This window comes from Thermococcus sibiricus MM 739 (assembly GCF_000022545.1).
In the GTDB taxonomy this organism is placed as follows: Archaea; Methanobacteriota_B; Thermococci; order Thermococcales; family Thermococcaceae; genus Thermococcus_A; species Thermococcus_A sibiricus.
The window spans coordinates 902,561-926,955 of the sequence record NC_012883.1 but is presented as its reverse complement, the minus strand read 5'-3'; the positions used below and the strand labels follow the sequence as shown (position 1 = coordinate 926,955).

Genomic DNA, 24,395 nt, shown 5'->3' with positions numbered 1-24,395 from the left:
CATGTTAATAAATCTTCCTAATTTTATTTGCGAAAGATTAAAAAATATTGGGGGTTTTTAATGGATAGGTGGTGATTTTATGGAAAATGTTAACAAAGTAACAGAGGTAAAACGAGAAAGATGGATGAACGAGTTTAGTGAATGGTACAACGAAATGATAGAACTTGCAGAGATTCAAGATAAGAGATATCCAGTGAAGGGAATGAACGTATGGCTACCTTATGGCCTTAGGATCATGAGGAACATAGAAAACTTAATCCATATGGAAATGGTGAGAACTGGGCACAATGAAGTCTTGTTCCCAGCACTAATCCCTGAAAGTGAATTTGAAAGGGAAGCTGAACATATAGCGGGTTTTCATGGAGAAGTTTTATGGGTCACACATGCTGGTGAAAGACCCCTTGATGTAAAACTAATTCTAAGACCCACAAGCGAAACCGCCATGTACCCCATGTTTAATTTATGGATTAGGTCTCATGCGGATCTGCCATTTAAAATATACCAGATAGTTAATGTGTATCGTTATGAAACAAAACACACTAGGCCTTTAATCAGAGTTAGGGAAATAAGTAGGTTCTTCGAATCTCACACTGCACATGATAGCTTTGAGGACGCTGAGAGACAAATAAGAGAAGATCTAGAAATATTTGATAATCTTGCCAAGAACCTCGCGCTGCCATATATAGTTTCAAAGCGGCCTGACTGGGATAAGTTCCCTGGTGCGTTTTATTCACTTGGGGCTGAAGTTATAATGCCAGATGGGAGAACCCTGCAAATTGGTACTATGCACCACTACAAACAGAATTTTGCTAAGGCCTATGAGATTACATATGAGACAGAGGAAGGGACACATGAGTATGTACATCAAACAACATTTGGTATGAGTGAGAGACTTGTGGCTGCCATTATGGGAGTTCATGGAGACGACAGCGGTCTTGTATTGCCTCCAACCATAGCTCCTGTGCAGGTAGTGGTAATTCCAATTCCAATGAAAGAGTCACCCTACGATGTAAATGCATATGCTAAAGAAATAGCAGAAGAGCTCAAAACTGCGGGCCTGAGAATTCATGTGGATGATAGAGAGGATGTAAGGCCCGGAAGAAAGTTCTATGATTGGGAAATCAAAGGAGTGCCACTGAGAATCGAAGTCGGTCCAAAAGATGTCGAGGAAAACCAAGCAGTATTTGCTAGAAGAGACACGTTTGAAAAGTTCACAGTGAAGAGAGAGAACCTCGTTGAAGAGGCCAGGAAGACCCTTGATGCAATCATAGAGAATCTCTACGATAGGGCAAGGGAATTCTTAGAGACTCACATAAAGAGAGTAGACACATTGGAGGAAGCTAAAAAGCTCTTTGAAGACAGAAGAGGTGTAGTGGAATTACCATGGTGTGGTGAAAAAGGCTGTGGTGTAGAAATGGAAGAAATACTTGATGCCAGTATGTTGGGGATTCCATACCCTGAAGAAACGGCAAAAATCGAAGGAAAGAAATGTGCTAACTGTGGAAAAGATGCAAAGTATGTAGCAAGATTTGCAAGAACCTATTAGCTTTTTATACTTTCTTTTATTGCTATTTCTATTGCTTTCTCTATCATTTCAAGGCTCATAAAGGGTTGTGTTTTTTCCAAAACCTGTTCAGGGATGTATGGTACGTGAATAAAGCCTGTTTTGGCATTTAACCCATTTAATGTGGTGTGATGTAGAGCAACATACATCGCTGTGTTACACACATAAGTTCCAGCAGTATTTGAGATTGTAGCGGGAATCTTATTGTGTTTGAGCGCATTTACGATCCTTCTTATTGGTAGAGTGGAAAAGTATGCTGCAGGAGCGTTTTCAAAAATTGGTTCATCTTCTGGTTTATATCCGTCATTATCTTCTTTTTTTGAGTCCATTACATTTATGGCAACTCTCTCGACATTAATATTCACTCTACCTCCAGCTTGCCCGGTTAAAATTATTACCTCGGGCATGGATTCATCAATAATTTTTGGTAGTTTCTTTTTGATGGCCTTGAATGATACTGGAAGTCTCTTTTTGATAATTTCGGCCTCGTTGATCTCTTTTGAGAGATTTTTAACAGCTTCCCAAGAAGGGTTTATTTTTTCTTCCCCAAAAGGCTCAAACCCTGTAACTAAAACTTTCACATGCATCACCAAAAACTAAAAGTTTAATTAGGATTTAAAACTTACACTTCCTTGGTGAAGCTCATGAGATATGATGTTGCAATAATTGGTGGAGGTCCTGTGGGTAATTATCTAGCAAATCTTCTTGCAAGTGAGTTCAAAGTTGTGGTTTTAGAGGCAAAGAACTCTTTTGGAGGAAAAGCTTGTACTGGAATTATGGGAGCGGAAAACTATGAAAAGCTCAATCTTCCTAAAGAAGCTATTATTAACAAATTAAGAGGAGCAGTATTTTATTCGAGAATACAGAGCTTTGAGATAGAAAGACCAACTCCTCAAGCATATGTAGTAGATAGAAAGTTATTAGAACGAAAACTTGCGGAAAACGCTATCAGACATGGTGCAGAGTATTATATGGGGGCTAGATTTTTAGGATTTAAGAATAGAAAGGCCATTGTCCAGAGGTTCAATGAAAAGTTTGAAATTGAGGCCGATTTCTACGTGGGGGCTGACGGACTAAATAGCAAGGTGGCTCAAGAGATTGGAGCGAGAACCGATGCTGAGTTTTTAAGTGGATACGAAGTCGAAGTTGTTGGAGATTTCAATAGAACGGATTTTGTGGAAATATGGGTGAACAAAGAGATTAATAACGAATTCTTCATGTGGTTAGCCCCTATAAATAACTTCAATGCCAGATTGGGAACCTTTGGTACATATGACCGTCTCTTTCGGTTTTTGAAACTTAAACTTCTTAAAGAAACCAATATTGTGGAGATAAAAGCAGGCAATGTAGGTTTAGGTTTTAGAAAACCTTGGGTAAAGGGAAATATTGCACTGGTGGGAGATGCAGCACTTCAAATAAAGCCATTAACTGCAGGAGGAATTGTTTACGGAATGCTTTGCTCTCATGCTCTTAGATACTCAATTAGAAGAGGAAATCTAAAAATGTATGAAGATCTCTGCAAGGATATAAAGAAACAAATTTCCTTTGGCCTTAGGATTAGACGACTTTTCAAAGCTCTCAATCAGGATCAGATTGAAAAATTCTTTGAGATATTTTCCAGCGATGAAGCCAAAAACGTTATTGAAACATATGCCGACTTTGATGATCATAAAAAGACCATAAGTGCTATTGTGAAAAATCCCAAGCTCCTTGCTAGAGGTTTAAGGGTTTTCCCAATGCTTTTGAGATATCTTGTATAGGTGAGAGCATGGAATGGGAAATGGGCCTTAAAGAAGAGTATTTAGACCTAATCAGAAATGGAAAAAAGAAGGTCGAGGGAAGGCTTTACGATGAAAAGCGGAGACAGATAAATCCTGGAGATGTGATAATTTTTGAGGGGAAGTTGAAGGTGAAGGTTAAATCTATCAAGAAATATCCTTCCTTTAAGGAGATGCTTGAAAGAGAAGGAATTGAACGAGTTTTGCCAGGAGTTCACAATATTGAAGAAGGAGTGAAAATCTATCGTCAATTTTACACTGAAGAAGAAGAGAAAAAATATGGTGTAGTTGCTATTGAAATTGAGCCGATTCTCGAAGAATAAAAAGAAAAGAGGGCTCAATCCAAGTATTTCTCTTTTAGGTATTTGATGAAGTACTCTGGGTTTACACTCTCTCCAAAGCTCCTCTCTAAGAGCTCAGTTGGTGGGTAAGTGCTTCCATACTTGTGTACCTTCTCCCTGAGCCATTCTCTTATTGGGCCGAATTCTCCTCTTGCTATTTTTTCATAGAAGTCAGGCATATCCTTTGATATATAACTTTTGATTTGGGTTGCTAACAATGTTCCAAGACTGTATGTGGGGAAATAACCTACTGTGGCATGGGCCCAGTGTATATCCTGAAGGATTCCTTCTTTGTAGTTCTTAGGTCTTATCCCAAGGAGTCTTTCCATTTCCTCGTTCCAGAGTTCTGGCAAGTCTTTGGCCTTTACAGATTCATTCACCATCATTTTTTCGAGTTTGTATCTAAGGAGAATGTGCATGTTGTATGTGACTTCATCAGCTTCTACTCTAATATAATCTGGTCTTACCATATTGAAATATGTGTAGAGATCCTCTGCAGAGTATTTATTCATGAAAGGCAGTTTTTCTTTTAAAACTGGATAAATAAGCTCTACAAATTCTCTGCTTCTCCCGATTATATTTTCCCAGAATCTGCTTTGACTTTCATGGACCCCAAGAGAAACTCCACCTGCTATTGGCGAGAACATGAGCTTTTCGTCTATCTGTAACTCATAAAGGGCGTGTCCAAATTCGTGAACTACTGCGAGGAGAGTCCTTCTGAAATCAAAGCCCTCGTATCTTGTTGTTATTCTAACATCGTGGATTCCAAATTCGGTTGTGAAGGGGTGGGGTGAGATATCGAGTCTTCCTTTTACGCCTAATGGATATCCTAAGAGCTCAAGGATTTTCAAGTTGACCTCTTTCATTGATTCAGTGTCATATTTTTCTGTTTCTAATGGATGTTCTTTTGGAACTTTGCCTTCTTCGAGAATTTTATCCAATATTGGTTTCAGGTCTTTCTCAAGTTTTGAAAAAATAGGCTCAAGATATCTTGTTCTAAGTCCCTCTTCGTAGAGGTCTAAGAGAGCATCATATGGATATTCTTCATACTCTAAGTATTCCGCAGCTTTCTTTGAGAGTTCGATTATCCTGTCAAGCCAAGGTTCAAACTTTCTAAAGTTATCTTTTTCTTTAGCTTCGGCCCAAGCCATTGTAGCCTTGCTTCTTACTTCACTGAGTTCCCTAACGAACTCTGGTGGGAAAGCTTTTGCGATTTTTATGTCTCTCTGAAGAACTCTTACGACACCTTTTTCGTATTCGTTTAAATCTTCCAAAGCTGCGGCTTTTTCAACCAGCTCAAGGAACTTTGGATCCAGCGTTAAACTCTGACTTAAAACAGAAAGCTCCCCTCTGGCTACACTTCTTTCTGTTATTCCCATTTTGGGCATATTAACTTCCATGTCCCATCCCAAAACACTTTGGGCATGCCCTATTGCCCATATCTTTTTATAATGTCCCAAAATTTGTTTTATGGTCTCCTTTTGAAATATTTCATCACTCATCTTCCTTCACCTTCCTTGCGGGTTGGAAGCCTCGCCCTTTAGGACGGGGAGGAGGTCAGCCCTCTGTACTTAAGTCCATGATGTTTTTAATTCTTTTGATATACATCTTAACGTAAAAAACTTGCTTGAAAATACTAAAGCTTTTTAGAAAATAGGAAGATGATATTAAGGATGCAGAATGAAAGCAGTAATTTTGGCAGCCGGACTTGGAACTCGAATGGGAAAACTTAGCAGTAAACTTCCCAAGGGCTTAATGAAGGTTGCGGGACGGGAAATACTTTACAGGACTATGAAAACTCTTGAAAAGCAAGGAATTGAGGAATTTGTGATTGTTACTAACCCGCTGTACAAAGAGAAGTTTGAGGAATTCTTAAGGAAAAACAACTTCAGATATCAGCTTGTGATTAACAATTTCCCTGAAAAGGGAAATGGATATAGCTTGTATCTTGCTCGTTTGCACGTTTCAGAGAAGTTCGTTTTAGTAATGAGCGACCATATTTATGAAGAGGTATTTATGAAGGAAGCCTTGAAAGGTAAGGGACTTGTGGTTGATAAAGAGGGGAGTTTCACAAATAGAGAAGAAGCCACAAAGGTAAAAATAGAAAACAGAAGGGTAACGGACATTGGAAAGACCTTAGAGGAATATGATGCTTTGGATACTGGATTCTTTGTCCTTGAAGCGGAAATATTTGATATCATCGAAAAACTACTTCAAGAAAAAGAGAGCTTAGAATTATCTGAAATCGTTAAAGAGGCACAATTGGAAGTAAGTGAAGTAAGCGGTCTCTTCTGGATGGACATTGACACGCCGGAGGACATCAAAAAAGCCAAGAAGTTCTTGATAAAAAATGCCGTAAAAGGTAGTGGGGATGGGATTGTATCTAGATATTTAAACAGAAGGATATCTACAAAGATTAGTGAACTTCTCGTTGATTACGTTGAGCCGATTCACATGACGATGCTCTCCTTTGTTGTGGGTATAGTTGCGGCTGTTGCTGCTTTCTTTAGTCCCCCTCTCGGTGGAGTGTTGTATCAGCTGAATTCAATCCTCGATGGAGTTGATGGAGAGATAGCGAGAGCTGCAATGAAAACAAGCAAGTTTGGAGGATATTTTGATTCTATTTTGGATCGATATGTTGACTTTTTCGTACTGTTGGCACTCGCCCTCCATTTAAATCCAGATATATGGGGGTGGGCGATAGTATCCTTGGCTCTCTTCGGATCCACTATGGTAAGCTACTCAACAGAGCGTTACAAAGGTGAATATTTTGTTAACATATATAAAACAATTCCCCGAATGAAATACCTTTTCGGAAAGAGGGATGAAAGGACATTCATAACAATGATTCTTTGTCTGATAGGAAAAATAGAGTGGATTTTCCTGACACTGGCAGTAGTAACCAATGTTAGAGTTTTTATTACATTACATTTGGTGCGAAAAAGTAGAAACTCATAACTGGTGAACATACATTTATTGGAAAAGGTTTATTGATGAAAATTTATTCAACATAACGCCCTTTTGTGAACATTATTGTTTAACATTCTCCTCTTTTGAAAATTGTTTTATTTTCGTCAAATTTTATAAACAATTATATATTGATATTTGTCTTGAGGTGTTAGTCTATGTTTGGGTATATGGGAAAAATATTGAGAGTAAACCTAACAACGGGAGAAATAAAAGTAGAAGAACTGAAGGAGGAAGACGCAAAGAACTTTATCGGTGGCAGGGGTTTTGCATCGAAATTCCTTCTAGAAGAAATAGATCCAAAAGTTGACCCCTTCAGCCCAGAGAACAAGTTAATCTTTGCCACCGGACCTTTGACCGGAACAACAGCTCCAACAGGCGGTAGGTATATGGTAATTACAAAGTCCCCATTAACGGGATTCATAGCTTCAAGCAACTCAGGCGGCTTCTTTGGACCGGAACTCAAGTTTGCGGGCTATGATATGCTCATTATCGAGGGGAAAGCAGATCATCCAGTGTACATAAGCATAAAAGACGATGACGTGGAAATTAAAGACGCCTCTCATCTATGGGGTAAGAGAGTTGGGGAAACCACAGATAAACTTCTTGAAGAATTTGGTGACAAAAAGGCGAGAGTTGCCTGTATAGGCCCCGCGGGAGAGAAGTTGGTTAGACTTGCCAATATAATAAACGACAAACACAGGGCAGCTGGAAGAAGTGGAGTAGGAGCAGTAATGGGAAGCAAGAACTTAAAGGCTGTTGTGGTCAGGGGAACAAATCAGGTAGAACTTGCTGACAAAGAAAAGTTTATGAGCGTAGTTAAAGAGAAGATAAAGAAGATAAAGGAGAACCCAATTACCGGGGGAGGACTTCCACAGTATGGAACCGCAGTTCTGGTAAACATAATCAACGAAAACGGTCTTTATCCAACGTACAACTTCCAGACCGGAGTATTCAAGTACGCCTACGAGCAGAGCGGTGAGGCTTTGGTCGCAAAGTACTTGGTGAGAAACCATTCGTGTTTTGCATGTCCAATTGGGTGTGGAAGAGTCTCATATCACCCAGCTGTAGGAGTTACCGAGGGGCCCGAATATGAAAGCATATGGGCGCTCGGTGCAACTTGCGGTATAAACGATCTGGCGAGCATAACAATTGCAAACCACCTCTGTGACGAGTTCGGGCTTGATACCATATCAACAGGTGGAACACTTGCAGCGGCTATGGAGCTTTATGAGAAGGGCATCATAAAGCAGGAGGAACTTGGGGATGCACCACCGTTGAGATTTGGCAACAGTGAAGTACTCCACTATTACATTGAGAAGATTGCGAAGAGAGAGGGCTTTGGTGACAAACTCGCTGAAGGAAGCTACCGTTTAGCTGAAAGCTATGGACACCCGGAGTATTCAATGAGCGTTAAAAAGCAAGAGCTTCCGGCATATGATCCCAGAGGTGCAGAGGGCCATGGTGTTACCTACGCTACCTCAAACAGAGGTGGATGTCACGTTAGGGGTTACATGATCAGCCCAGAAATCCTTGGTGTCCCAGTAAAGCTCGATCCGCACGATGTGAGTGAAGAGAAAGCCAAGTGGGTTAAGATATTCCAGGACTTAACTGCAGTCATAGACTCCGCTGGATTGTGTCTCTTCACAAGCTTTGCACTCGGAGCGGATGACTACGCGGAAATGTTAAACGCCGCAACAGGCTTTGAGTTTACAACCGACGAGTGGCTTAAGGCAGGAGAAAGAGTATGGAACCTTGAGAGAATCTTCAACCTCAAAGCCGGTCTAATCCCAGAAAAGGACGACACCCTACCCAAGAGGTTCTTGGAAGAGCCAATGCCGGAGGGACCAAACAAAGGACATGTTGTAAAGCTCCATGAAATCCTTCCAAAATACTACAAGCTCAGAGGCTGGGACGAGAAAGGATATCCAACCGAGGAGAAGCTTAAGGGGCTTGACTTGGATAAGTATTATTAACTTTTCTTTCACTATTTATTTTTGGGTGAGTAAAAATGGTCAGGGTGAGATTTTTTGCTACATTGAGGAACATTGTTAGAAAGAACGAACTGGAACTCCAGGCCAACACTGTTGGGGAACTATTGGAAAAGTTATACAGCAAATATCCTAAAATAGAAAAAGAACTTGAAAAGGGGGTCGTTATCCTAGTTAATGGAAAGAACATTGAACACCTGGAGAAACTCAATACCAAACTCAAAGATGAAGACTTGGTAAGTATATTTCCCCCAGTTGGAGGCGGTTGAATGCACGAGTTCCATTGGGACAACGCCAAGATTCTTATACCTAAAGCCCTGGATATGAAGTATCTTTATGTTGAAATAACGAATCGCTGTAACTTGAGATGTGAGATGTGTTTTAAGCAGTACTGGGAGGATGAGGAGGGAGATATAGATTACAACCTTTTCTTGAAGATTTTGGATGGTACAGAAGAGTTTCCCAACTTGAAGATGGTGTACTTTGGTGGTATCGGCGAACCTCTTGTGCATCCTCGTTTTATGGATATGGTAAAGGAAGTAAAAAAGAAAGGATATGCGGTAGGTATTTCAACAAACGGCTTCCTTCTTACCGAGGGACTAATTGAAGAGCTCGTGAAGCTTAGAGTTGATTTGATATATATTTCGCTAGATGCCATTCCAACGCAGCCAACGAGATTAGGACACGTAATGCCCAGCGTTACAGTTGAACGGCTCAAAAAGTTTGCCGAAGTAAAGAGAAAGGAGAATACAGAGATCCCACACGTGGGGGTTGAGGTAGTTTTGACAAAAGAGAACTACACTCAAATGGCAGAGCTTGTGAAGTATCTTTCTAAGTTTAACATAGACGCCCTACTTTTCTCAAACCTAATGCCAATTACACCGGAGCATGCCGAGATGATAATCTACGACGGAAGTGTTGATATAAGCAAGGCACTCTCTAAGCTTTATCCCCAAATATACCGTGGATTTCCTGTTAAAATAGCGGAATTCAAACTTAGAAGCGAAAGACATTGCGATTTTGTTGAAAACAATGTTGCAGTGGTTAGGTGGGACGGTGAAGTTGTTCCCTGCTATCGGTTCCTTCACACATATCCAGAATACATCTTTGGACGGCATAAAAAAGTTGAGGCTTATTCCTTCGGCAATGTAAAAGAAAAATCCTTGAAAGAAATATGGACCAGCAGGGAATACACATGGTTTAGATTCAGCGTTAGGAACTCCCTTTATCCCTCTTGTACTGATTGTCCGGTTGTTGATGCATGTGACTATGCAAAGGGCTCAAAAATGGACTGCTGGGGAAACGTGCCAAGTTGTGGGGATTGTTTGTGGGCAAGAAGGATAGTTCTATGTCCAATACCCAGAGAAGAACACGGAAAGTTCTGGTAATCTTTTATTTAGTTTTACAAATTTTTGAAGATATATTCACTAATAGCACTCTCTTCTCTGATTTTATTCCTTAACTTTACAAATATGTTGGGAAAGGGTTAAATAGTTCTTTGACATTATTCCTAATGCTATAATGCACTGTACAGTGCTCTTTGGAGGTGCTAAGATGAGTGCCATTATGGACTTTATAAACTGGTTGGATGGCATGGTTTGGGGTCCCCCAATAATGGTTTTGCTGGTAGGTACTGGCCTGCTATTGACCTTGTATCTAGGGGGGATTCAGTTCCGGAGACTAGGATGGTCAATAAAGTTTACCCTCTTTGAGGGGAGAAAAAGCAAGGTGAAGGTGACGTTACACCATTCCAAGCTTTAACAGCAACTATTGCCGGAACGGTTGGTATAGGAAACATTGCAGGTGTGGCAACTGCTATAGCCGCAGGAGGGCCTGGTGCTCTATTTTGGATGTGGGTAACAGCTTTAGTAGGGATGGCCACGAGATACTCAGAGGCTCTTTTAGGTGTAGCATTTAGAGGCAAACTGCCAGATGGCACAATGATAGGTGGGACTTTCAACTTCTTAGAAAGAGGGCTTGCTGAAGAGGAAATTTCGCCAACTTGGAGAACGATAGCTGGGATATTTGTAATACTGTTTGCACTCTTTGTAGGTTATGAAGCTACAAAGCTAGGCGGAGGACTTATGATCCTTGCAGCAATAATTGCAATCTTGTTCTTAATACTAGCCTTATATCTTCTCTCAGGACGCTCTCTTCCAAGCATTGGAAAAACACTTGCGATTCTCTTTGCAATATTCGCTGCAATTTCAGCATTTGGAATTGGAAACATGACGCAGGCAAACTCCTTAGCATTGGGAATGGAACAGGCTTTCAATGTCCCCTATTGGGTAACTGGAGCATTTTTTGCATTCATAACATTCATAGTTATCGTTGGTGGAATTAAGAGAATCGGTGAGGTTACAGAAGCACTGGTTCCATTTATGGCAATAATCTACTTTATCTTCGCAATTGGTGTATGGATAAAATATGCGGGACAGCTACCAAGCGCAATTGCCCTTATCTTTAGAGATGCATTCACAGGAAAGGCCGTCGCCGGTGGTGCAGTTGGTACTGTTATAAGATGGGGTGTGGCAAGAGGTCTCTTCTCCAACGAGGCGGGTCTTGGAACTGCTACACTTGCACATGCTGCTGCAAGAACAGACCACCCATCAAGACAAGCTCATGTAGGAATGCTCGGCCCATTCATCGACACCATTATTATTTGTTCCCTCACGGGTATTTCAATTGTTGCCACTGGAGCTTGGGAAACCGGGAAGACCAGCACTCTACTAACTCAGGAAGCATTTGCTAGAGCATTTGGTCACATAGGTGAAGTTATGGTGGTTATAGGCGTTATATTCTTCGCTTACTCTACAGTGCTCGCATGGTCCTTCTACGGTAGACAAAATGTCATGTACCTTGCAAAGTGGATTGAGGGAGACCCAGAGAAGTTTGCAAAGCTATATCCAAAGCTCCACTTAGTTTACAACCTGCTCTTTGTCGTCTTCATCTTCATAGGTGCCACAACAGCTCTTGAGAACGTGTGGACATTCTCAGATATGATGAACGGACTTATGGCAATACCAAACCTCATTGGTCTCTTGCTCTTGGCGACGGTTATCAAGAGATACACTAACGAATTCCTCTCCACAAACCCATGATTTCTTCCCACTTTTTAACTTTTTATTGTTTTATGAGGTGATCTAAATGGAGTATCCAAAGCTGGTTGTTACTCCTCCTGGGCCAAAAGCCAAGGAGCTTGTAGAAAGAGAAAAAAGGGTGATTTCTCAAGGTTTGGGCGTTAAACTCTTTCCCGTTGTGCCCGAGAGGGGTTATGGGGCTTTGATAGAAGATGTAGATGGCAATGTTTTCATAGACTTTTTAGCTGGAGCCGCTGCAGCTTCAACAGGTTATGCTCATCCCAAGTTGGTTAAAGAAGTGCAGGAGCAGGTTTCAAAAATACAGCACTCGATGATCGGCTACACTTACAGCAAAAGAGCGATAGAAGTTGCAGAAATTTTGGCCGAGAAATCTCCAATAGAGAACCCAAAAATCCTCTTTGGATTAAGTGGGAGCGATTCCATTGATCTGCTCATGAAAGTCGCTCGCTTTGCAACAAGAAAACCATGGATCATAGCGTTTATTGGAGCATATCATGGGCAAACCTATGGAGCAACCTCGGTGGCTGCTTTCCAGAGCTCACAAAAAAGAGGCTTCTCCCCGTTAGTTCCAAATGTAGTCTGGATCCCATACCCAAATCCTTATAGAAATGTCTGGAATATCGATGGATATGAAGAGCCTGATGAGTTAATAAATGCCTTCTTGGACTATCTCGAGAATTACGTTTTTGCTCACGTTATACCCCCAGATGAAGTGAGTATCCTCCTAGCTGAACCTATTCAAGGAGATGCTGGAATAGTAGTCCCACCGGATAACTTCTTCAAAGAGCTCAAAAAAGTGTTGGATGAGAGGGAAATTCTCTTGGCAATGGATGAGGTGCAGACAGGAATTGGAAGGACAGGGAAGTGGTTTGGAAGTGAGTGGTTTGAAGTAGAGCCCGATTTTATTTCCTTTGGAAAAGGCGTGGCCAGTGGAATGGGACTTAGCGGAGTAATCGGAAAAGCCCACCTCATGGAGATGACAAGCGGTTCTGCACTGTTAACTCCAGCCGCTAACCCGGTCATTTCAGCAGCTGCATATGCGACCCTTAGAATAATAGAAGAGGAAAACCTCCTTAAGAACGCTCTGAAGGTTGGAGAGTTCATAAAGAAACGCCTACTTGAGATGAAGGAGAGCTACGATGTCATTGGAGATGTTAGGGGCAAGGGCCTGATGATAGGTGCAGAAATAGTGAAGCCCAATACCAAGGTTCCCAATCCGGATTTGACTGGGAAGATATGCTGGAGGGCATTTGAACTTGGTCTTATCTTGCCGAGTTATGGTATGTTTGGAAACGTTATAAGAATAACGCCGCCGCTTGTAATAACGAAAAAAATTGCAGAAAAGGGCTTGGAGATTATGGAGCAAGCATTAAAGGATGCCCTTGCCGGGAAGGTTAAGCACAAAACTATTACGTGGCACTGATCTTTTTCTTTTTAACACTTTGTTCAAAACATCACCATTTATAAACCCCCTTGTTTAGATTCTTTTGGAGGAGATAGAATGCACGAATGGGCACTTGCTGATGGTATAGTTAGGACTGCAATCGAGTTTGCAAGACAACATGGGAAAGAAAAAGTACTTGCAATGAGGATATCTCTTGGGGAACTTCAAGATGTTAATCAGGAAATATTAGAGTTTGCTATTAACGAGATAAAAAAGGGAACGATTGCAGAGGAAGCAGAACTCGAATTTATTATTGAAGAAGCAGAATTCAAGTGTAGAAACTGTGGAAATGAATGGAAGCTTAAAGATGTAAAAGAAAGCTTTAACGAGACAATAAAGGAGGATATTCATTTCATACCAGAAGTTGTTCACGCCTTTTTGGCTTGCCCAAACTGTGGAAGTAGAGACTTTGAAGTTACAAAAGGAAGAGGAGTCTACTTAGCAGCAATAAAAGTTGAGGGTGATGATGAATGATTGACCCAAGGATAAAGGCCATTGAAGCAAGGCTCGAAAAGGTAAACAGGATTATTCCAGTAGTGAGTGGAAAAGGGGGGGTAGGGAAGTCAATGGTTTCTACTATCTTGGCTTTAGTTCTTGCAAAGAAAGGTTATAAAGTTGGTCTTCTTGATCTGGACTTCCATGGGGCCAGTGACCATGTCATTCTTGGCTTTGAACCCAAAGAATTTCCAGAGGAAGATAGAGGAGTAATCCCCCCGGAAGTTCATGGAATTAAGTTTATGAGCATTGTTTATTATTCTGAGGATAAGCCCACCCCATTGAGAGGAATGGAAATAAGCGATGCTTTAATAGAGCTTTTGGCAATAACAAGATGGGATGAGCTTGATTTCCTTGTCATTGACATGCCTCCAGGAATGGGAGATCAATTTTTAGATATTTTGAGGTTTCTTAAGGAGGGAGAATTCATAGTTGTTGCAACCCCTTCAAAGCTTGCCATTAATGTGATTAAAAAACTAATTGAACTCTTAAAAGAGCAGAAGTTCAAGATAGTTGGCCTTGTGGAGAATTTAAAGCTGGATGAAGAAAAAGACATTGAGGAAATTGCCAATGAGTTCAATGTTCCTTATTTAGTTGGAATTCCTCTTTACAAAGACTTGGACGAGAAAGTCGGCAATGTTGAGGAGCTATTGAAAAGTGAATTCTCCAAAAAGATTGAAAGAGTTGCTGATTCCCTTTAATCTTTATTTATGGTGGTTTGAATGGAGTTAGAGGAATTTTTTAAAGATGCTAAGAGGGTTCTGATTTGTGGGATTGGAAACGATACTAGAGGAGATGATGCTTTTGGAGTTTATGTTGTTGAAAAATTGAAAGAAAGGATTTCTAATCAAAAAGTGGTTTTTCTGAACTGTGGCGAAATGCCGGAAAGCTACGCTGGTAAGATAATAAGGGAAAATCCCTCCCATGTGGTCTTTATAGATGCAGTGCACTTTGAGGGAAAGCCGGGTGAGATAGTTTTGGCCGATCCCGAGGGAACTCTCGGAGAGGCGTTTTCAACCCACAAGATGCCCCTAAAGCTTCTGGTTGGTTATCTAAAGCAAAACATAAATTCCAGGTTCATTCTAATAGGAGCCCAGCCAAAGCAAACCGGGCTTTTTGTTGAGATGAGCAGAGAGCTTAAGGATAGTGCAGAAAGGCTCGTTAACATTTTGGAAAGAATTTTGGCGGAGATTTGAGGTTTGGCAATAATATGGAGTTTTCATTTATGTTCTGTTTTTTCGTTAAGGTATCAAAGCAAAAGGCTCAGTAACGGGTCCAGCTCAGCATATTTACCCAGGGAGACCTTTAGATCATCATTGACATGTGTACATGTTCCAACAAAGGATTCGTCTGTATCATTCATCTCGTGTATTTCCACTAAAGCCCTATAACTACTCCTGTTCAATTAACCAATTTCGCCTAACGAATTTTATCTACAATATTTAATACATGTTTCTCCAAAATTGAACTCCTTGAATAGCTGATTCTATTTCCATTGTTGGTGTAGAATTATATCTTTTTGGAGCTATTTCAAGTGTTGCAATACTATTAAATTTTAATTCTTTCAATGTATTAACTACGGTATTATAATCCAATACGCCTTTACCAGGAGGCATATGCTTATCTCCTAATGAGTCATTATCATGTACATGTAACTCAATAATTTTAACGGGAATATCCGTTATATATTTGATTATTCCTTTATTTTTAAAATATGCATGATTATTTATTCTTAAATTCATGTGGCCTAGATCTAATAATATACCATATCTCGGACATTTTAATATTCTTTGCATTTGATTTGAATGGTTTTTTAATGCGTTTGAATCTAATGGGAAATCTTCTAGTCCAAACAAAATCCCTTTACTTTCAGTTTTATCAATAAGATACTCTAAAGTTTTTATTACATTTAAAGATTCAAAAAAATTGCCGTCCTGATCTATTTTACATCTCGGATCTAATGAAATACATTTTAGTGAATTATCGAATATATCGAAAAGTTTATCAATTTCATTTGTTGATATGTTAAAATCTGCATGAATAGTAACAGGTATCCTTTTCTCATCAATAACTGATTTCAATTTGCTAATCTTAGATTTACTCAATCTAAAAATTGATTCAGGTGTAAAAGAAACAGCATCAAAACCATTTTCAGTGAAGAGAATTGTCAAATCAACTATGTCATTCTCTTCATCAATAAAATTCCAGATTGAAATCGAATTTAGCAAGTACAAATCCTCCTTTTAAAAGATTCTACCTTTTTTCTATGTATTCTTTAATTAACTTAACTCTTTCAGTTCTTCTCCGTATTTCATTTGATTTAATATGTAATTCAACTGGTGGTACTTTAATCTGCTTACCTTTCCATTGGATAGTCTCTAAATTATTTGATGCATAGTATCCAAAATCTAGTCTTCCATTATCATCACAACTTTCCACTGGATCAAAAGCTATGTCTACTCGTCCTTCAATAAAGACTACACCAAACCCACTCACGACCCAGTCATTAATATAATGAAAAGGTTCTATTATATAATTTTTAAAAGCATGTTTAATTTTAGAAATCTCAGATTTATATGTCATAATGTCTATATCTCGAGGTTTTATATTAATCCCTCTTATTGCACAGGCTGTACTCCCTGCTAACCACCATTTGATATTCTTTTCATCTAATATTTCTATAGTTCTACTAAGCGAAAGTTCCCAATCCATAGACTTATTGCCATTTGTTATTTCCAACATTTCTACTAGATGTTTCGAAAATCTTGACTCTATTTCACTAATATTGTGTGGAAACATAAATGTATCCTTTCTATATGATTTTACAAATTGATCTTCATTTTGTGTAAAAAAGTAATGTTTTAATGTATCATGATATTGAGACGGAACATCTTTAATAACATATTCAATATGATTTGTAGTTTCCTCTATTTTTACATTCATCTTCCAACCCTCAAGTATTTTAATGCAAATTGAATTGAAGCAATAGTGTATAACATTCCAGCATATATGACGTTGCGATCGTAGTGAGCAATATCCCGAAGGGCAATGGCATTAGCTCGTAGCGTATATGCTGCGTTATCTGATTTCTGCGTGCCCATTCCAACTATCTTCTTGCAGATAGTTTCACTATTGTTTAATTGGTAAATTTTCTCCTTTTAAATCTTTCCAATTAAATCTTTCCAATGTGATGGCAAGAATTTTATTAATGTTCAAAGAATGCATGAAGTTTGTCAAAGATAAAGTTGGGTATTATAGTGAGGCTTTTTATCCGTTATTATTGGAGCATATCCTTGAGAAAAAGCGGTCTTAGATATCTCGTCTGCTATTTCGTCGCATTTCTTCACCTTAAAGGTAGGGTAATTACATAAATAAAACATATGCCTAATATCGTAATTGTTATTCCTACGCCTAATAGAACTTTTCCATAAGTTTCTTTTCTTTTTAAAGCACCAAATAGAGTCAACAATATTCCCAACAAGATTATAATGTACGTAACAAGTAGCATCATTTTAATCACCTCCTCCTATAGCATGTAAATTCTATCTTAAAAAAGTTTCTAGTGCTTCCGATGTGTTCGTCTGAGGGTTTGTAGGTCTTTTGCTCTCTTAACTCGTCTGCCTTCCTAGATACTTAGTAACTTTACTTTGTCTTTTCACCCAAAATGATTTTTCTTTTATTATTTCTGGAAATATCTCATATTCGCCTACTTCTTCCTTTGAGATCCATTTTACTGATTTAATATAATCTTCATCTTTGCCATTTCCACAAACATTTTTAATTGTTAAATCTCCGCTAATAATTTCAGCTTCAACAAATATTTCTAAATTTAGGGTATTATTCTCCTTATCAAAAAACTCTCTTATGTACTTAAATTCTGGAATCACGTTTACATTTAGACCAGTTTCCTCCCAAACTTCTCTTCTGGCGGCATCAAAGATAGAATTGTCTCCATTTTCGACTCCTCCACCAGGCGGTACCCACCATTCATATTTTGTTTCTGGATGAACGTGCTTAACAAGCAATATTGAATCATCTCTAACAATTATGGCTGCGACTCTTATCCTATGTTTCATAACATTCCCTCACATTCAGCTTGATGCAGGTATAAACTCATGACTACCAAATTTCCCTCGCCATCAATAAATTCATCCTTTGCATATATTGACAACAGTGGGGCAAATTTTGTCTTTGCCACCCAGATAAACTCAACACCATCAACATTAAAGTATTGTTCTGCTTGTATTGGACTCCACTTATTCTCGTTTATCCGGAAATATCCACCCTGTTTCAGCCTGACAGTTTTGATTTTCTCCTTGCCTATAATTTGAGTGTATTTTAAGTACCTTTGAACTGGTTCTGGCAATCCTTCGATATCCTTCTCAGTAACAACTTCTGGTTTTATTTCTGTACTATCACTAAAAATTTCCTTTGCTTCGTCTTTTACCTTTTTTGTAAACATGAGACTGCCGAGAGTATAAGAGGATACCATCAGAGCAAGGACCATTCCCAAAATGACTAGAACAGCTGACGATTTTTCATTTTTTCACTTTTATCACCTATTGTTAATTAGTACATTTCCTCTTTTAAATATTCCCAATTAAACTTTTTCAAATTGATAACGGGAATTTTACTTAATATATTCTAATACGGAAGTTTATCAAAGACAAAGTTGAGTGAAGAATCTCTGATTGCGCTCCAAAAAGTTCCAAAGGCCTCTAAAATAAACGCCCCAAAAACAAGAAGAGTTTTTGAAAAGTTAGAAGATATCTATGGGTGGTTGATGGCGGGCCCGCCGGGATTCGAACCCGGGACCTCCGGCTTAGAAGGCCGGCGCCCTATCCTGCTAGGCTACGGGCCCTCGGAGTTTATTGGGCTCGGTTGCATTTATAAATCTTACGGTTTTTTGAAAATTTAAAAGTAAAGGGGTTTTAGGGGTAAATTCTGGATGGTGTTCTTGGGAATAGTGTGGCCCATCTAATATGGTTAAGCTTGAGAACCCAAGCTACCAATCTTTCAAGCCCAAGACCAAAACCACTGTGTGGAACACTACCGTATTTCCTAAGGTCAAGGTACCACTCGTAGTTCTTTGGGTCCATGCCCTCCTCGAGTATTCTCTGAACAAGCTTCTCATAATCATCCTCCCTCTGAGATCCCCCAATCACTTCACCATAGCCTTCTGGGGCCAGCATGTCCGCAGCTAATGCTTTTCTTGAGTCTTCGGGATCCTCCTTCATGTAGAATGCCTTTATGTGCTTTGGATAACCATAGACGAAGAATGGCCTGTCGAACTCTTGTGTTAGAATCCTCTCCTCATCCGCACCCATGTCTTCTCCCCACTCGATTTTAACTCCCTTGCTTTGTAAAATGTCAATAGCTTCGTCATAACTTATTCTCGGGAATGGTGGTTCACTGTTCTTGAGGGTTGTGAAGTCTTTCCTAAACTCTTCAATTTCTTTCTTTCTAAGTTCTAACGTTCTTTGAACCATGTAGCTTACAAGTTCTTCCTCCACCTCAAGGAGATCCCATAAATCCATCCAAGCGGCTTCAAGTTCTAAATGCCAGTACTCGGTAAGGTGTCTTCTTGTTCTGCTCTTTTCAGCCCTAAAGCTTGGTGTTAAGCTCCAAACTTTTTCGAGGCCAAATATTGCGGCCTCGAGGTAGAGTTGGGCCGATTGGCTGAGATAGGCCTCCCTATCAAAGTATTTCAGTTTGAAGAGTGTGGCTCCTCCTTCAACGGCTCCAGTAACTAGGATTGGGGGAAAGACTTCGTACCATCCATCCTGGAGTAGCCATTCTCTTGCAGCCTGCATTAAAGTGCCTTTGACCTTCATTACACTCCCGACTTTTGGTGAGTGTAAGTGTAAATGCCTCACGTCGAGTAAGAACTCATCGCTTGCATCCTTTGTGATGGGGAAGAATTCAACGTTTTGGAGTATTTCAATTTTATCTGCTTGAATTTCAACTCCGGTTGGGGCTCTGGAGTCACTTTTTACAGTTCCCTCAATAATAACGCTTGATTCTATTCCCACTTGCTTTGCTTTTTCATATGCATCTTCACTCAAGTCTTTCATAAATATGGTTTGAATTATTCCACTTGAGTCTCTCAATACTATAAACACTTTGTTACCAACTTCTCTTTTTCTATAAACCCAGCCTGCAAGCTTAACTCTTTCTCCTTCCATTTTAGGCTTTACATCCATGCAATAAATTTTTTCAATCATCATAAAACACCTCCAATCTTGCTTGAATTTTCATTGTTGACTTTATTAATTTATCCCAGAAGAGAGTCAATTATTCCAGAGAACTTTTGCAAGGAATTTTCTGCCCTTTACTTCAAATATTAACGGCATATTCATCACAACACTAACTTGTAAAATCATATTTAAAACCTTCGCTTTTAGAATTGTCAGTCTGGCATAGAATTTAAATATATTGCCATTCAAAAGTTAATTTCCAGGAGGGAATAAAAATGAAGGCAATTGTTGCTGATTATGTTCTTGATGTCAATGGACTCAAAAAAGATGTGGCAGTTTTAATAGAAGGGGATATAATAGTCAACATAATCTCTTCAAAAAATATAGGGGAATTTGATGTTGATGAAGTTTATGGAGGTAAAGGATACCTTTTAATTCCGGGTCTGGCGAATGCTCATACGCACGTGGCCATGAATAGGTTTAGAGGCTTTGGAGATGACATGCCCCTGGATAAGTGGCTTAATGATGTAATATGGCCTATGGAAAAGGAATGGAATGAAGAGGAAATTTATAAGTGGGCCCTAATAGGAATTGCCGAAGCTATCGCAAATGGTTCTACAACTATAAATGATCATTATTTCTTTGCATGGCAAATAGCGAAAGCTGCTAAAAAGCTTGGTGTTAGGGCCTTTATCGGTCAGACAATGATGGATCTTGTTGACATGCCAATTGCAGACCCTAAACTTGGCTTTAAATTCTTCGAGAAGTGGAAGGATAAAGATAGTCTCATAAATGCAACATTGGCCCCTCACGCAACCGATACAGTGTCGAAAGACCTTTTAATGGAAACCAAAGAACTGGCAGAGAAGAAAGAGGCTTTAATCCATATGCATGTTTCCCAAAGTAGGGAAGAAGTACTTAGAGTTAAAGAAAGAGAAGGCCTTTCACCGGTCGAATACTTAAAAAACACAGGGACTTTAAAAGCCAATTTTATTGGAGTTCATGGGATTTATCTATCTAAAGAAGAAGTTAAACTCTATGCAAAGAGTAATGCAACTTTGGTTCATTGTCCTGTAAGTTTAGCAAAACTGGAAGGTTATGTTGGGCCCATACTTGACATCTGGAAACTCGGTGGTAAAATAGCTCTCGGAAATGATTGTGCAGTTTCTAATAACTCCATGGACATGATTCTGGAGATGAAATTTGCAGCTATTTTAAATAAAGTGAAAAATAACAATCCGATAATGCCTACTGCAAAGGATGTCTTTTACTGGGCGACATTAGGAGGAGCCAAGGCTCTAAACCTAAAAGCAGGCCTTATAGAAAATGGATATCTTGCTGATTTGGTGCTCATAAACACAAGAAAACTCCACTTTTTGCCAAGGGAGAATATGCTTTCTCATCTTGTCTATTCAGCTAAAGGAAGTGATGTAGAAAAAGTTTTCGTCGGTGGAGAGTTAATATACGACAATGGAAAATTTCTAAAGACTGATGAGTTAAGGAAAATCTTGGATATCGAATGATCTATTTTAGAAAATTTTCTTTTCTATAACTATTTCTTTGGAATAAAATAATAAAAGAACAGATTTCATTCGAGAGCTTCAAGAAGCTTTTCGAGGAACATTTTCTCGGGATAGGCCCCTTCAAATGAGATTTTGTCCTCACCATTTACTTTGATAACAACTTTTGGCACTGCCATAACTCCATATTGCTCGGCAAGCTCGGGAAATTCAATGGCCTCTATCATGTCACCAAGTATTCTGTCATTGCCAGCAAGGGCATGCTCAATTGCAAATTTGTGTGCCATTCTTACTGCCATTGGACAGTATGGACATGTTGGAGTAACGAAAACGTAGATCTGCACATCCTTGTTTATTTCTTTAAGGGCTTCTTTGGTTTCTTCTGAAAGATCAGTCTCACCTTTTGAAACGTCCACGATATCCTCAAGGAAGGATCCAAACTCATGGCCGGCAGGAAGCCCGAAATACCTGACGCCAAGATCCTTTCCATTTTGTGTCATTACAACTGCAGGAGCAATGTCTATTCTGTACTTTTCTGCTAATTCTTTTTCACTGTCAAAGTCATGAAGTTCGTATGTTACAAGATCGCTTAACTCACTTATCTCTTCAACAAGCTGTTTTAGTTGATCACAGTATTGGCAGTGGTCTTTTCCTATGAATACCAGTAGTTTAACTGGATTAACAAGCTTTGAAAAGAATTCCTCCTTAATTATCTTCTTATCTCCATCACTAATGAGTGCCATTCTTACACACCTCCAACCAGTTTCAAACTAAAGCTTTTTAACCTTCGGGTGCAACCTACATACGAAGGCTTTACAAATTTAGGGTTTTCAACCAGAGGTTAAGATGACAGTATATAAACTTTACGATACAGATTTGGGTAGGTGAGCAACATGTCTGAACCAGATATATTTTACATCTTGGGCAACAAGGTGAGGAGGGACTTGCTCAGTCACTTAACATGTACGGAGTGCTATTTCAGCTTGCTCAGTAGCAAGGTTAATGTTTCTTCCACAGCAGTTTCAAGACACTTAAAAATCATGGAGAGAGAAAGAGTTCTAAAATCTTATGAAAAAGAAGAAGGGTTTATTGGTCCCACACGAAAATATTATTCTATAGCAGTATCCAAAACCTTCCTAGTAACAATCACCCCAAATATTTTTTGGTATAAGGGACTTGACTTAGATGAACCAGAGAAACTTGAGAAATTAGAAATTAAACTCAATGAGCTTGAAAAGTTTCCACAGGATCTTCATTCTATGATAAAGGCGTTCATTAATGCAAACAAAAAACTCGAACAGGTTATTGAAGCTTTGAAAAATATTGAAAGCTATAGAAATAACCTTATGAAAAACCTTAAGGATAAATATCTAAAAGAAGTGGGGGACATGACACAGCTTGCAATCCTCCATTATCTTTTGCTTTACGACACTGCGACTGTTGAGGATCTAAGCGATGTATTAAACCTCAAAGAAAGAGAGGTAAGAGAAAAAGTTGAAGAACTCTCTAAGGTAGTACCGATAATCATAAAAAAGAATATAATTAAGATTGACAAAGAAGCGCTATAAGAGAAATAGAGCGGAGGGTTCTTCATGACAGAGAAGATTAGAATCATTGTAAATGAGGATAAGTGCTACCTATGTGGGGGATGTGCGGGGGTCTGCCCTTCACTTGCAATAAAAGTAAGCTCTTCCAAATGGGAGTTCTTTCAAGATAAATGTATTTCATGCAGAATATGTGTAACAGCATGTCCCGTTGGAGCATTAGAAGCTGAAGTAGTGGAGGGGAAAACATGAGCGAAATAATGAAATACGATGTAGTAGTGGTTGGTGCAGGAATAGCAGGGCCCATTGTAGCGAGAAACGTTGCTAAAGAAGGGCACTCCGTTCTTCTTATAGATAAAAAACCCGCTATAGGTGCACCAAAACAGTGTGCTGAGGGCATTAATATAGGTGTGTTTGAAAAACATAACATTCCCTATGATAAGCGTTTCATTAATCGTGAAATTTATGGGGCACGTCTTTACTCTCCAAGCGGTTATACTCTTGAAATGAGGTACAGTAGAGTTAGTGGGGTTATCCTAGAACGGAAGGTTTTCGACAAGATGCTTGCATTCTACGCTGCGAGGGCTGGAGCAGACGTACTTCCCAGAACTGAGGCAACTGATGTTATAAGAGAAGATGGGAAAATAATTGGGATAAAGGCTAAGAAGGAAGGGGAACCAATAGAGATACGTGCAGATATATTAGTAGCAGCCGATGGTGTTGAAAGCACTATAGCCAGAAAGGCAGGGATTAACACTTATGCTCCTCCGCATGAGTTTGATTCTGCTTATGAATATGAAATGCTTATAGAAGGGTTTGATCCTGATTTAATTCACCTTTGGTTTGGAAATAATGTGGCTCCTAGAGGATACGTATGGGTATTTCCAAAGGACGAAGATAGAGCAAACGTTGGTGTTGGAATCAATTCTGACAACCCAATGACTGCAAAATACTACCTTGACAAGTGGCTTAAAGAGAATAACATACCATTCAAGAAAATCCTTGAAGTAAACGTTGGAGTCATTCCAGTTGGAGGCTTCTTGAAGGAACTTGTCAAAAACAATGTTTTAGTAGTAGGAGATGCAGCAAGACAGGTAAATCCAATGCATGGTGGGGGCATGGCGGAGGCTATGGAAGCCGGAGCAATAGCAAGCAAATGGATAGTTGAGGCTCTAAAAGAAGAAAACTTTGAGCTTCTAAAGAACTATACCACAGAATGGTGGGAAAAAGATGGAAAACGTCTTGAGCGCGTTTTAAGAGTTAGAAAGGTGGTAGAACACCTAACAGATGAAGATCTAGACGTTTTTATACAAACACTCAGTGGTATAGATGCGGAGAAAATTGCAGGAGGCCGCTACTCGGAGGTCATTAAAACACTGCTTAAACACCCAAAAGTGTTAATGAGTCCAAGAAGAATTGCACTTCTTAAAGAGCTTCTCTAACTTCTTTTAAT

At 39.4% G+C, this 24,395-nt stretch carries 24 protein-coding genes, 1 tRNA gene and 1 pseudogene; 16 read left to right on the top strand and 10 right to left on the bottom strand.

What is annotated here, in order from left to right; genetic code table 11:
- Positions 1-79: 79 nt before the first annotated feature.
- Complete coding sequence (gene proS / locus TSIB_RS04935; protein WP_015849290.1) at positions 80-1,546, top strand: proline--tRNA ligase; 1,467 nt, start codon at positions 80-82, stop codon at positions 1,544-1,546.
- On the opposite strand, the gene pcp is transcribed toward proS, so the two are convergent.
- Positions 1,543-2,145: a pyroglutamyl-peptidase I gene (gene pcp / locus TSIB_RS04930; RefSeq protein ID WP_048160326.1), complete on the bottom strand. Its 603-nt coding sequence runs from the start codon at positions 2,143-2,145 to the stop codon at positions 1,543-1,545. The genes proS and pcp overlap by 4 nt on opposite strands.
- Positions 2,146-2,196: 51 nt before the next feature.
- On the opposite strand from pcp, the gene TSIB_RS04925 reads away from it, so the two are divergent.
- Positions 2,197-3,324: a geranylgeranyl reductase family protein gene (locus TSIB_RS04925; RefSeq protein WP_015849288.1), complete on the top strand. Its 1,128-nt coding sequence runs from the start codon at positions 2,197-2,199 to the stop codon at positions 3,322-3,324.
- Positions 3,325-3,332: 8 nt separating this feature from the next.
- Entirely contained in the window at positions 3,333-3,665 is a 333-nt protein-coding gene (locus TSIB_RS04920) for an ASCH domain-containing protein (RefSeq protein ID WP_015849287.1), read from the top strand.
- A 14-nt stretch (positions 3,666-3,679) separates the two neighbouring features.
- On the opposite strand, the gene TSIB_RS04915 is transcribed toward TSIB_RS04920, so the two are convergent.
- Complete coding sequence (locus TSIB_RS04915) at positions 3,680-5,185, bottom strand: carboxypeptidase M32 (RefSeq protein ID WP_015849286.1); 1,506 nt, start codon at positions 5,183-5,185, stop codon at positions 3,680-3,682.
- 178 nt (positions 5,186-5,363) lie between these two features.
- On the opposite strand from TSIB_RS04915, the gene TSIB_RS04910 reads away from it, so the two are divergent.
- The 9 genes and pseudogenes from TSIB_RS04910 (at position 5,364) to hycI (ending at position 14,877) form a co-directional block, all read left to right on the top strand.
- Positions 5,364-6,641 (top strand): bifunctional L-myo-inositol-1-phosphate cytidylyltransferase/CDP-L-myo-inositol myo-inositolphosphotransferase, encoded by a 1,278-nt coding sequence (locus TSIB_RS04910; protein ID WP_015849285.1) that lies wholly within the window; start codon positions 5,364-5,366, stop codon positions 6,639-6,641.
- Between the two features lie 167 nt (positions 6,642-6,808).
- Positions 6,809-8,626 (top strand): aldehyde ferredoxin oxidoreductase family protein, encoded by a 1,818-nt coding sequence (locus tag TSIB_RS04905; RefSeq protein ID WP_015849284.1) that lies wholly within the window; start codon positions 6,809-6,811, stop codon positions 8,624-8,626.
- Positions 8,627-8,661: 35 nt separating this feature from the next.
- Entirely contained in the window at positions 8,662-8,910 is a 249-nt protein-coding gene (locus tag TSIB_RS04900) for a ubiquitin-like small modifier protein 1 (protein ID WP_015849283.1), read from the top strand.
- Positions 8,911-10,029 (top strand): tungsten cofactor oxidoreductase radical SAM maturase, encoded by a 1,119-nt coding sequence (locus TSIB_RS04895; RefSeq protein ID WP_015849282.1) that lies wholly within the window; start codon positions 8,911-8,913, stop codon positions 10,027-10,029. It abuts the gene before it with no gap.
- 166 nt (positions 10,030-10,195) lie between these two features.
- Positions 10,196-11,742: pseudogene (locus TSIB_RS04890) on the top strand (alanine/glycine:cation symporter family protein).
- Between the two features lie 46 nt (positions 11,743-11,788).
- Positions 11,789-13,165, top strand: coding sequence for an acetyl ornithine aminotransferase family protein (locus TSIB_RS04885; RefSeq protein WP_015849281.1), 1,377 nt, complete (start codon positions 11,789-11,791; stop codon positions 13,163-13,165).
- A 78-nt stretch (positions 13,166-13,243) separates the two neighbouring features.
- Positions 13,244-13,660, top strand: coding sequence for a hydrogenase nickel incorporation protein HypA (hypA, locus tag TSIB_RS04880; protein ID WP_015849280.1), 417 nt, complete (start codon positions 13,244-13,246; stop codon positions 13,658-13,660).
- Entirely contained in the window at positions 13,657-14,382 is a 726-nt protein-coding gene (locus tag TSIB_RS04875) for an Mrp/NBP35 family ATP-binding protein (protein WP_015849279.1), read from the top strand. Before hypA ends, TSIB_RS04875 begins: the two co-directional genes overlap by 4 nt.
- A 21-nt stretch (positions 14,383-14,403) precedes the next feature.
- Positions 14,404-14,877: a hydrogenase maturation peptidase HycI gene (hycI, locus tag TSIB_RS04870; protein ID WP_015849278.1), complete on the top strand. Its 474-nt coding sequence runs from the start codon at positions 14,404-14,406 to the stop codon at positions 14,875-14,877.
- 246 nt (positions 14,878-15,123) lie between these two features.
- Here the strand turns inward: hycI and TSIB_RS04865 are convergent, their stop codons facing one another.
- From TSIB_RS04865 to asnS, 7 genes are all read right to left on the bottom strand, one after another.
- Positions 15,124-15,909, bottom strand: a complete 786-nt coding sequence (locus TSIB_RS04865) for a TIM barrel protein (protein WP_048160324.1) — start codon at positions 15,907-15,909, stop codon at positions 15,124-15,126.
- A 25-nt stretch (positions 15,910-15,934) separates the two neighbouring features.
- Complete coding sequence (locus TSIB_RS04860; protein WP_015849276.1) at positions 15,935-16,624, bottom strand: nucleotidyltransferase domain-containing protein; 690 nt, start codon at positions 16,622-16,624, stop codon at positions 15,935-15,937.
- 400 nt (positions 16,625-17,024) lie between these two features.
- Complete coding sequence (locus TSIB_RS10430) at positions 17,025-17,192, bottom strand: hypothetical protein (RefSeq protein ID WP_015849274.1); 168 nt, start codon at positions 17,190-17,192, stop codon at positions 17,025-17,027.
- A gap of 97 nt (positions 17,193-17,289) precedes the next feature.
- A complete protein-coding gene (locus tag TSIB_RS04855; protein ID WP_015849273.1) occupies positions 17,290-17,757 on the bottom strand; it encodes an NUDIX domain-containing protein in 468 nt (155 codons plus the stop codon).
- Entirely contained in the window at positions 17,754-18,188 is a 435-nt protein-coding gene (locus TSIB_RS04850; protein ID WP_015849272.1) for a DUF6544 family protein, read from the bottom strand. The genes TSIB_RS04855 and TSIB_RS04850 overlap by 4 nt, the downstream gene beginning before the upstream one ends.
- Positions 18,189-18,465: 277 nt before the next feature.
- Positions 18,466-18,542 (bottom strand) — tRNA-Arg (locus TSIB_RS04845).
- A gap of 70 nt (positions 18,543-18,612) precedes the next feature.
- Positions 18,613-19,905 (bottom strand): asparagine--tRNA ligase, encoded by a 1,293-nt coding sequence (gene asnS / locus TSIB_RS04840; RefSeq protein ID WP_048160844.1) that lies wholly within the window; start codon positions 19,903-19,905, stop codon positions 18,613-18,615.
- A gap of 248 nt (positions 19,906-20,153) precedes the next feature.
- On the opposite strand from asnS, the gene TSIB_RS04835 reads away from it, so the two are divergent.
- Positions 20,154-21,401: an amidohydrolase family protein gene (locus TSIB_RS04835; protein ID WP_015849269.1), complete on the top strand. Its 1,248-nt coding sequence runs from the start codon at positions 20,154-20,156 to the stop codon at positions 21,399-21,401.
- 65 nt (positions 21,402-21,466) lie between these two features.
- Here the strand turns inward: TSIB_RS04835 and pdo are convergent, their stop codons facing one another.
- The gene (gene pdo, locus TSIB_RS04830) at positions 21,467-22,141 is read right to left on the bottom strand and encodes a protein disulfide oxidoreductase (RefSeq protein WP_015849268.1); all 675 of its coding nucleotides are present in this window, start codon (positions 22,139-22,141) and stop codon (positions 21,467-21,469) included.
- Between the two features lie 150 nt (positions 22,142-22,291).
- Here pdo and surR point away from each other — a divergent pair, with 150 nt between their 5' ends.
- The 3 genes from surR to TSIB_RS04815 are packed head-to-tail and all read left to right on the top strand — an operon-like array spanning position 22,292 to position 24,384.
- Positions 22,292-22,966 (top strand): sulfur metabolism transcriptional regulator SurR, encoded by a 675-nt coding sequence (gene surR, locus TSIB_RS04825; RefSeq protein ID WP_015849267.1) that lies wholly within the window; start codon positions 22,292-22,294, stop codon positions 22,964-22,966.
- 24 nt (positions 22,967-22,990) lie between these two features.
- Positions 22,991-23,194: a DUF362 domain-containing protein gene (locus TSIB_RS04820; RefSeq protein ID WP_015849266.1), complete on the top strand. Its 204-nt coding sequence runs from the start codon at positions 22,991-22,993 to the stop codon at positions 23,192-23,194.
- Between the two features lie 8 nt (positions 23,195-23,202).
- Positions 23,203-24,384 carry a geranylgeranyl reductase family protein gene (locus TSIB_RS04815; protein ID WP_148206207.1) on the top strand — a complete coding sequence of 394 codons (1,182 nt, stop codon included), beginning with the start codon at positions 23,203-23,205 and terminating at the stop codon, positions 24,382-24,384.
- The last annotated feature ends 11 nt before the right edge of the window (positions 24,385-24,395 follow it).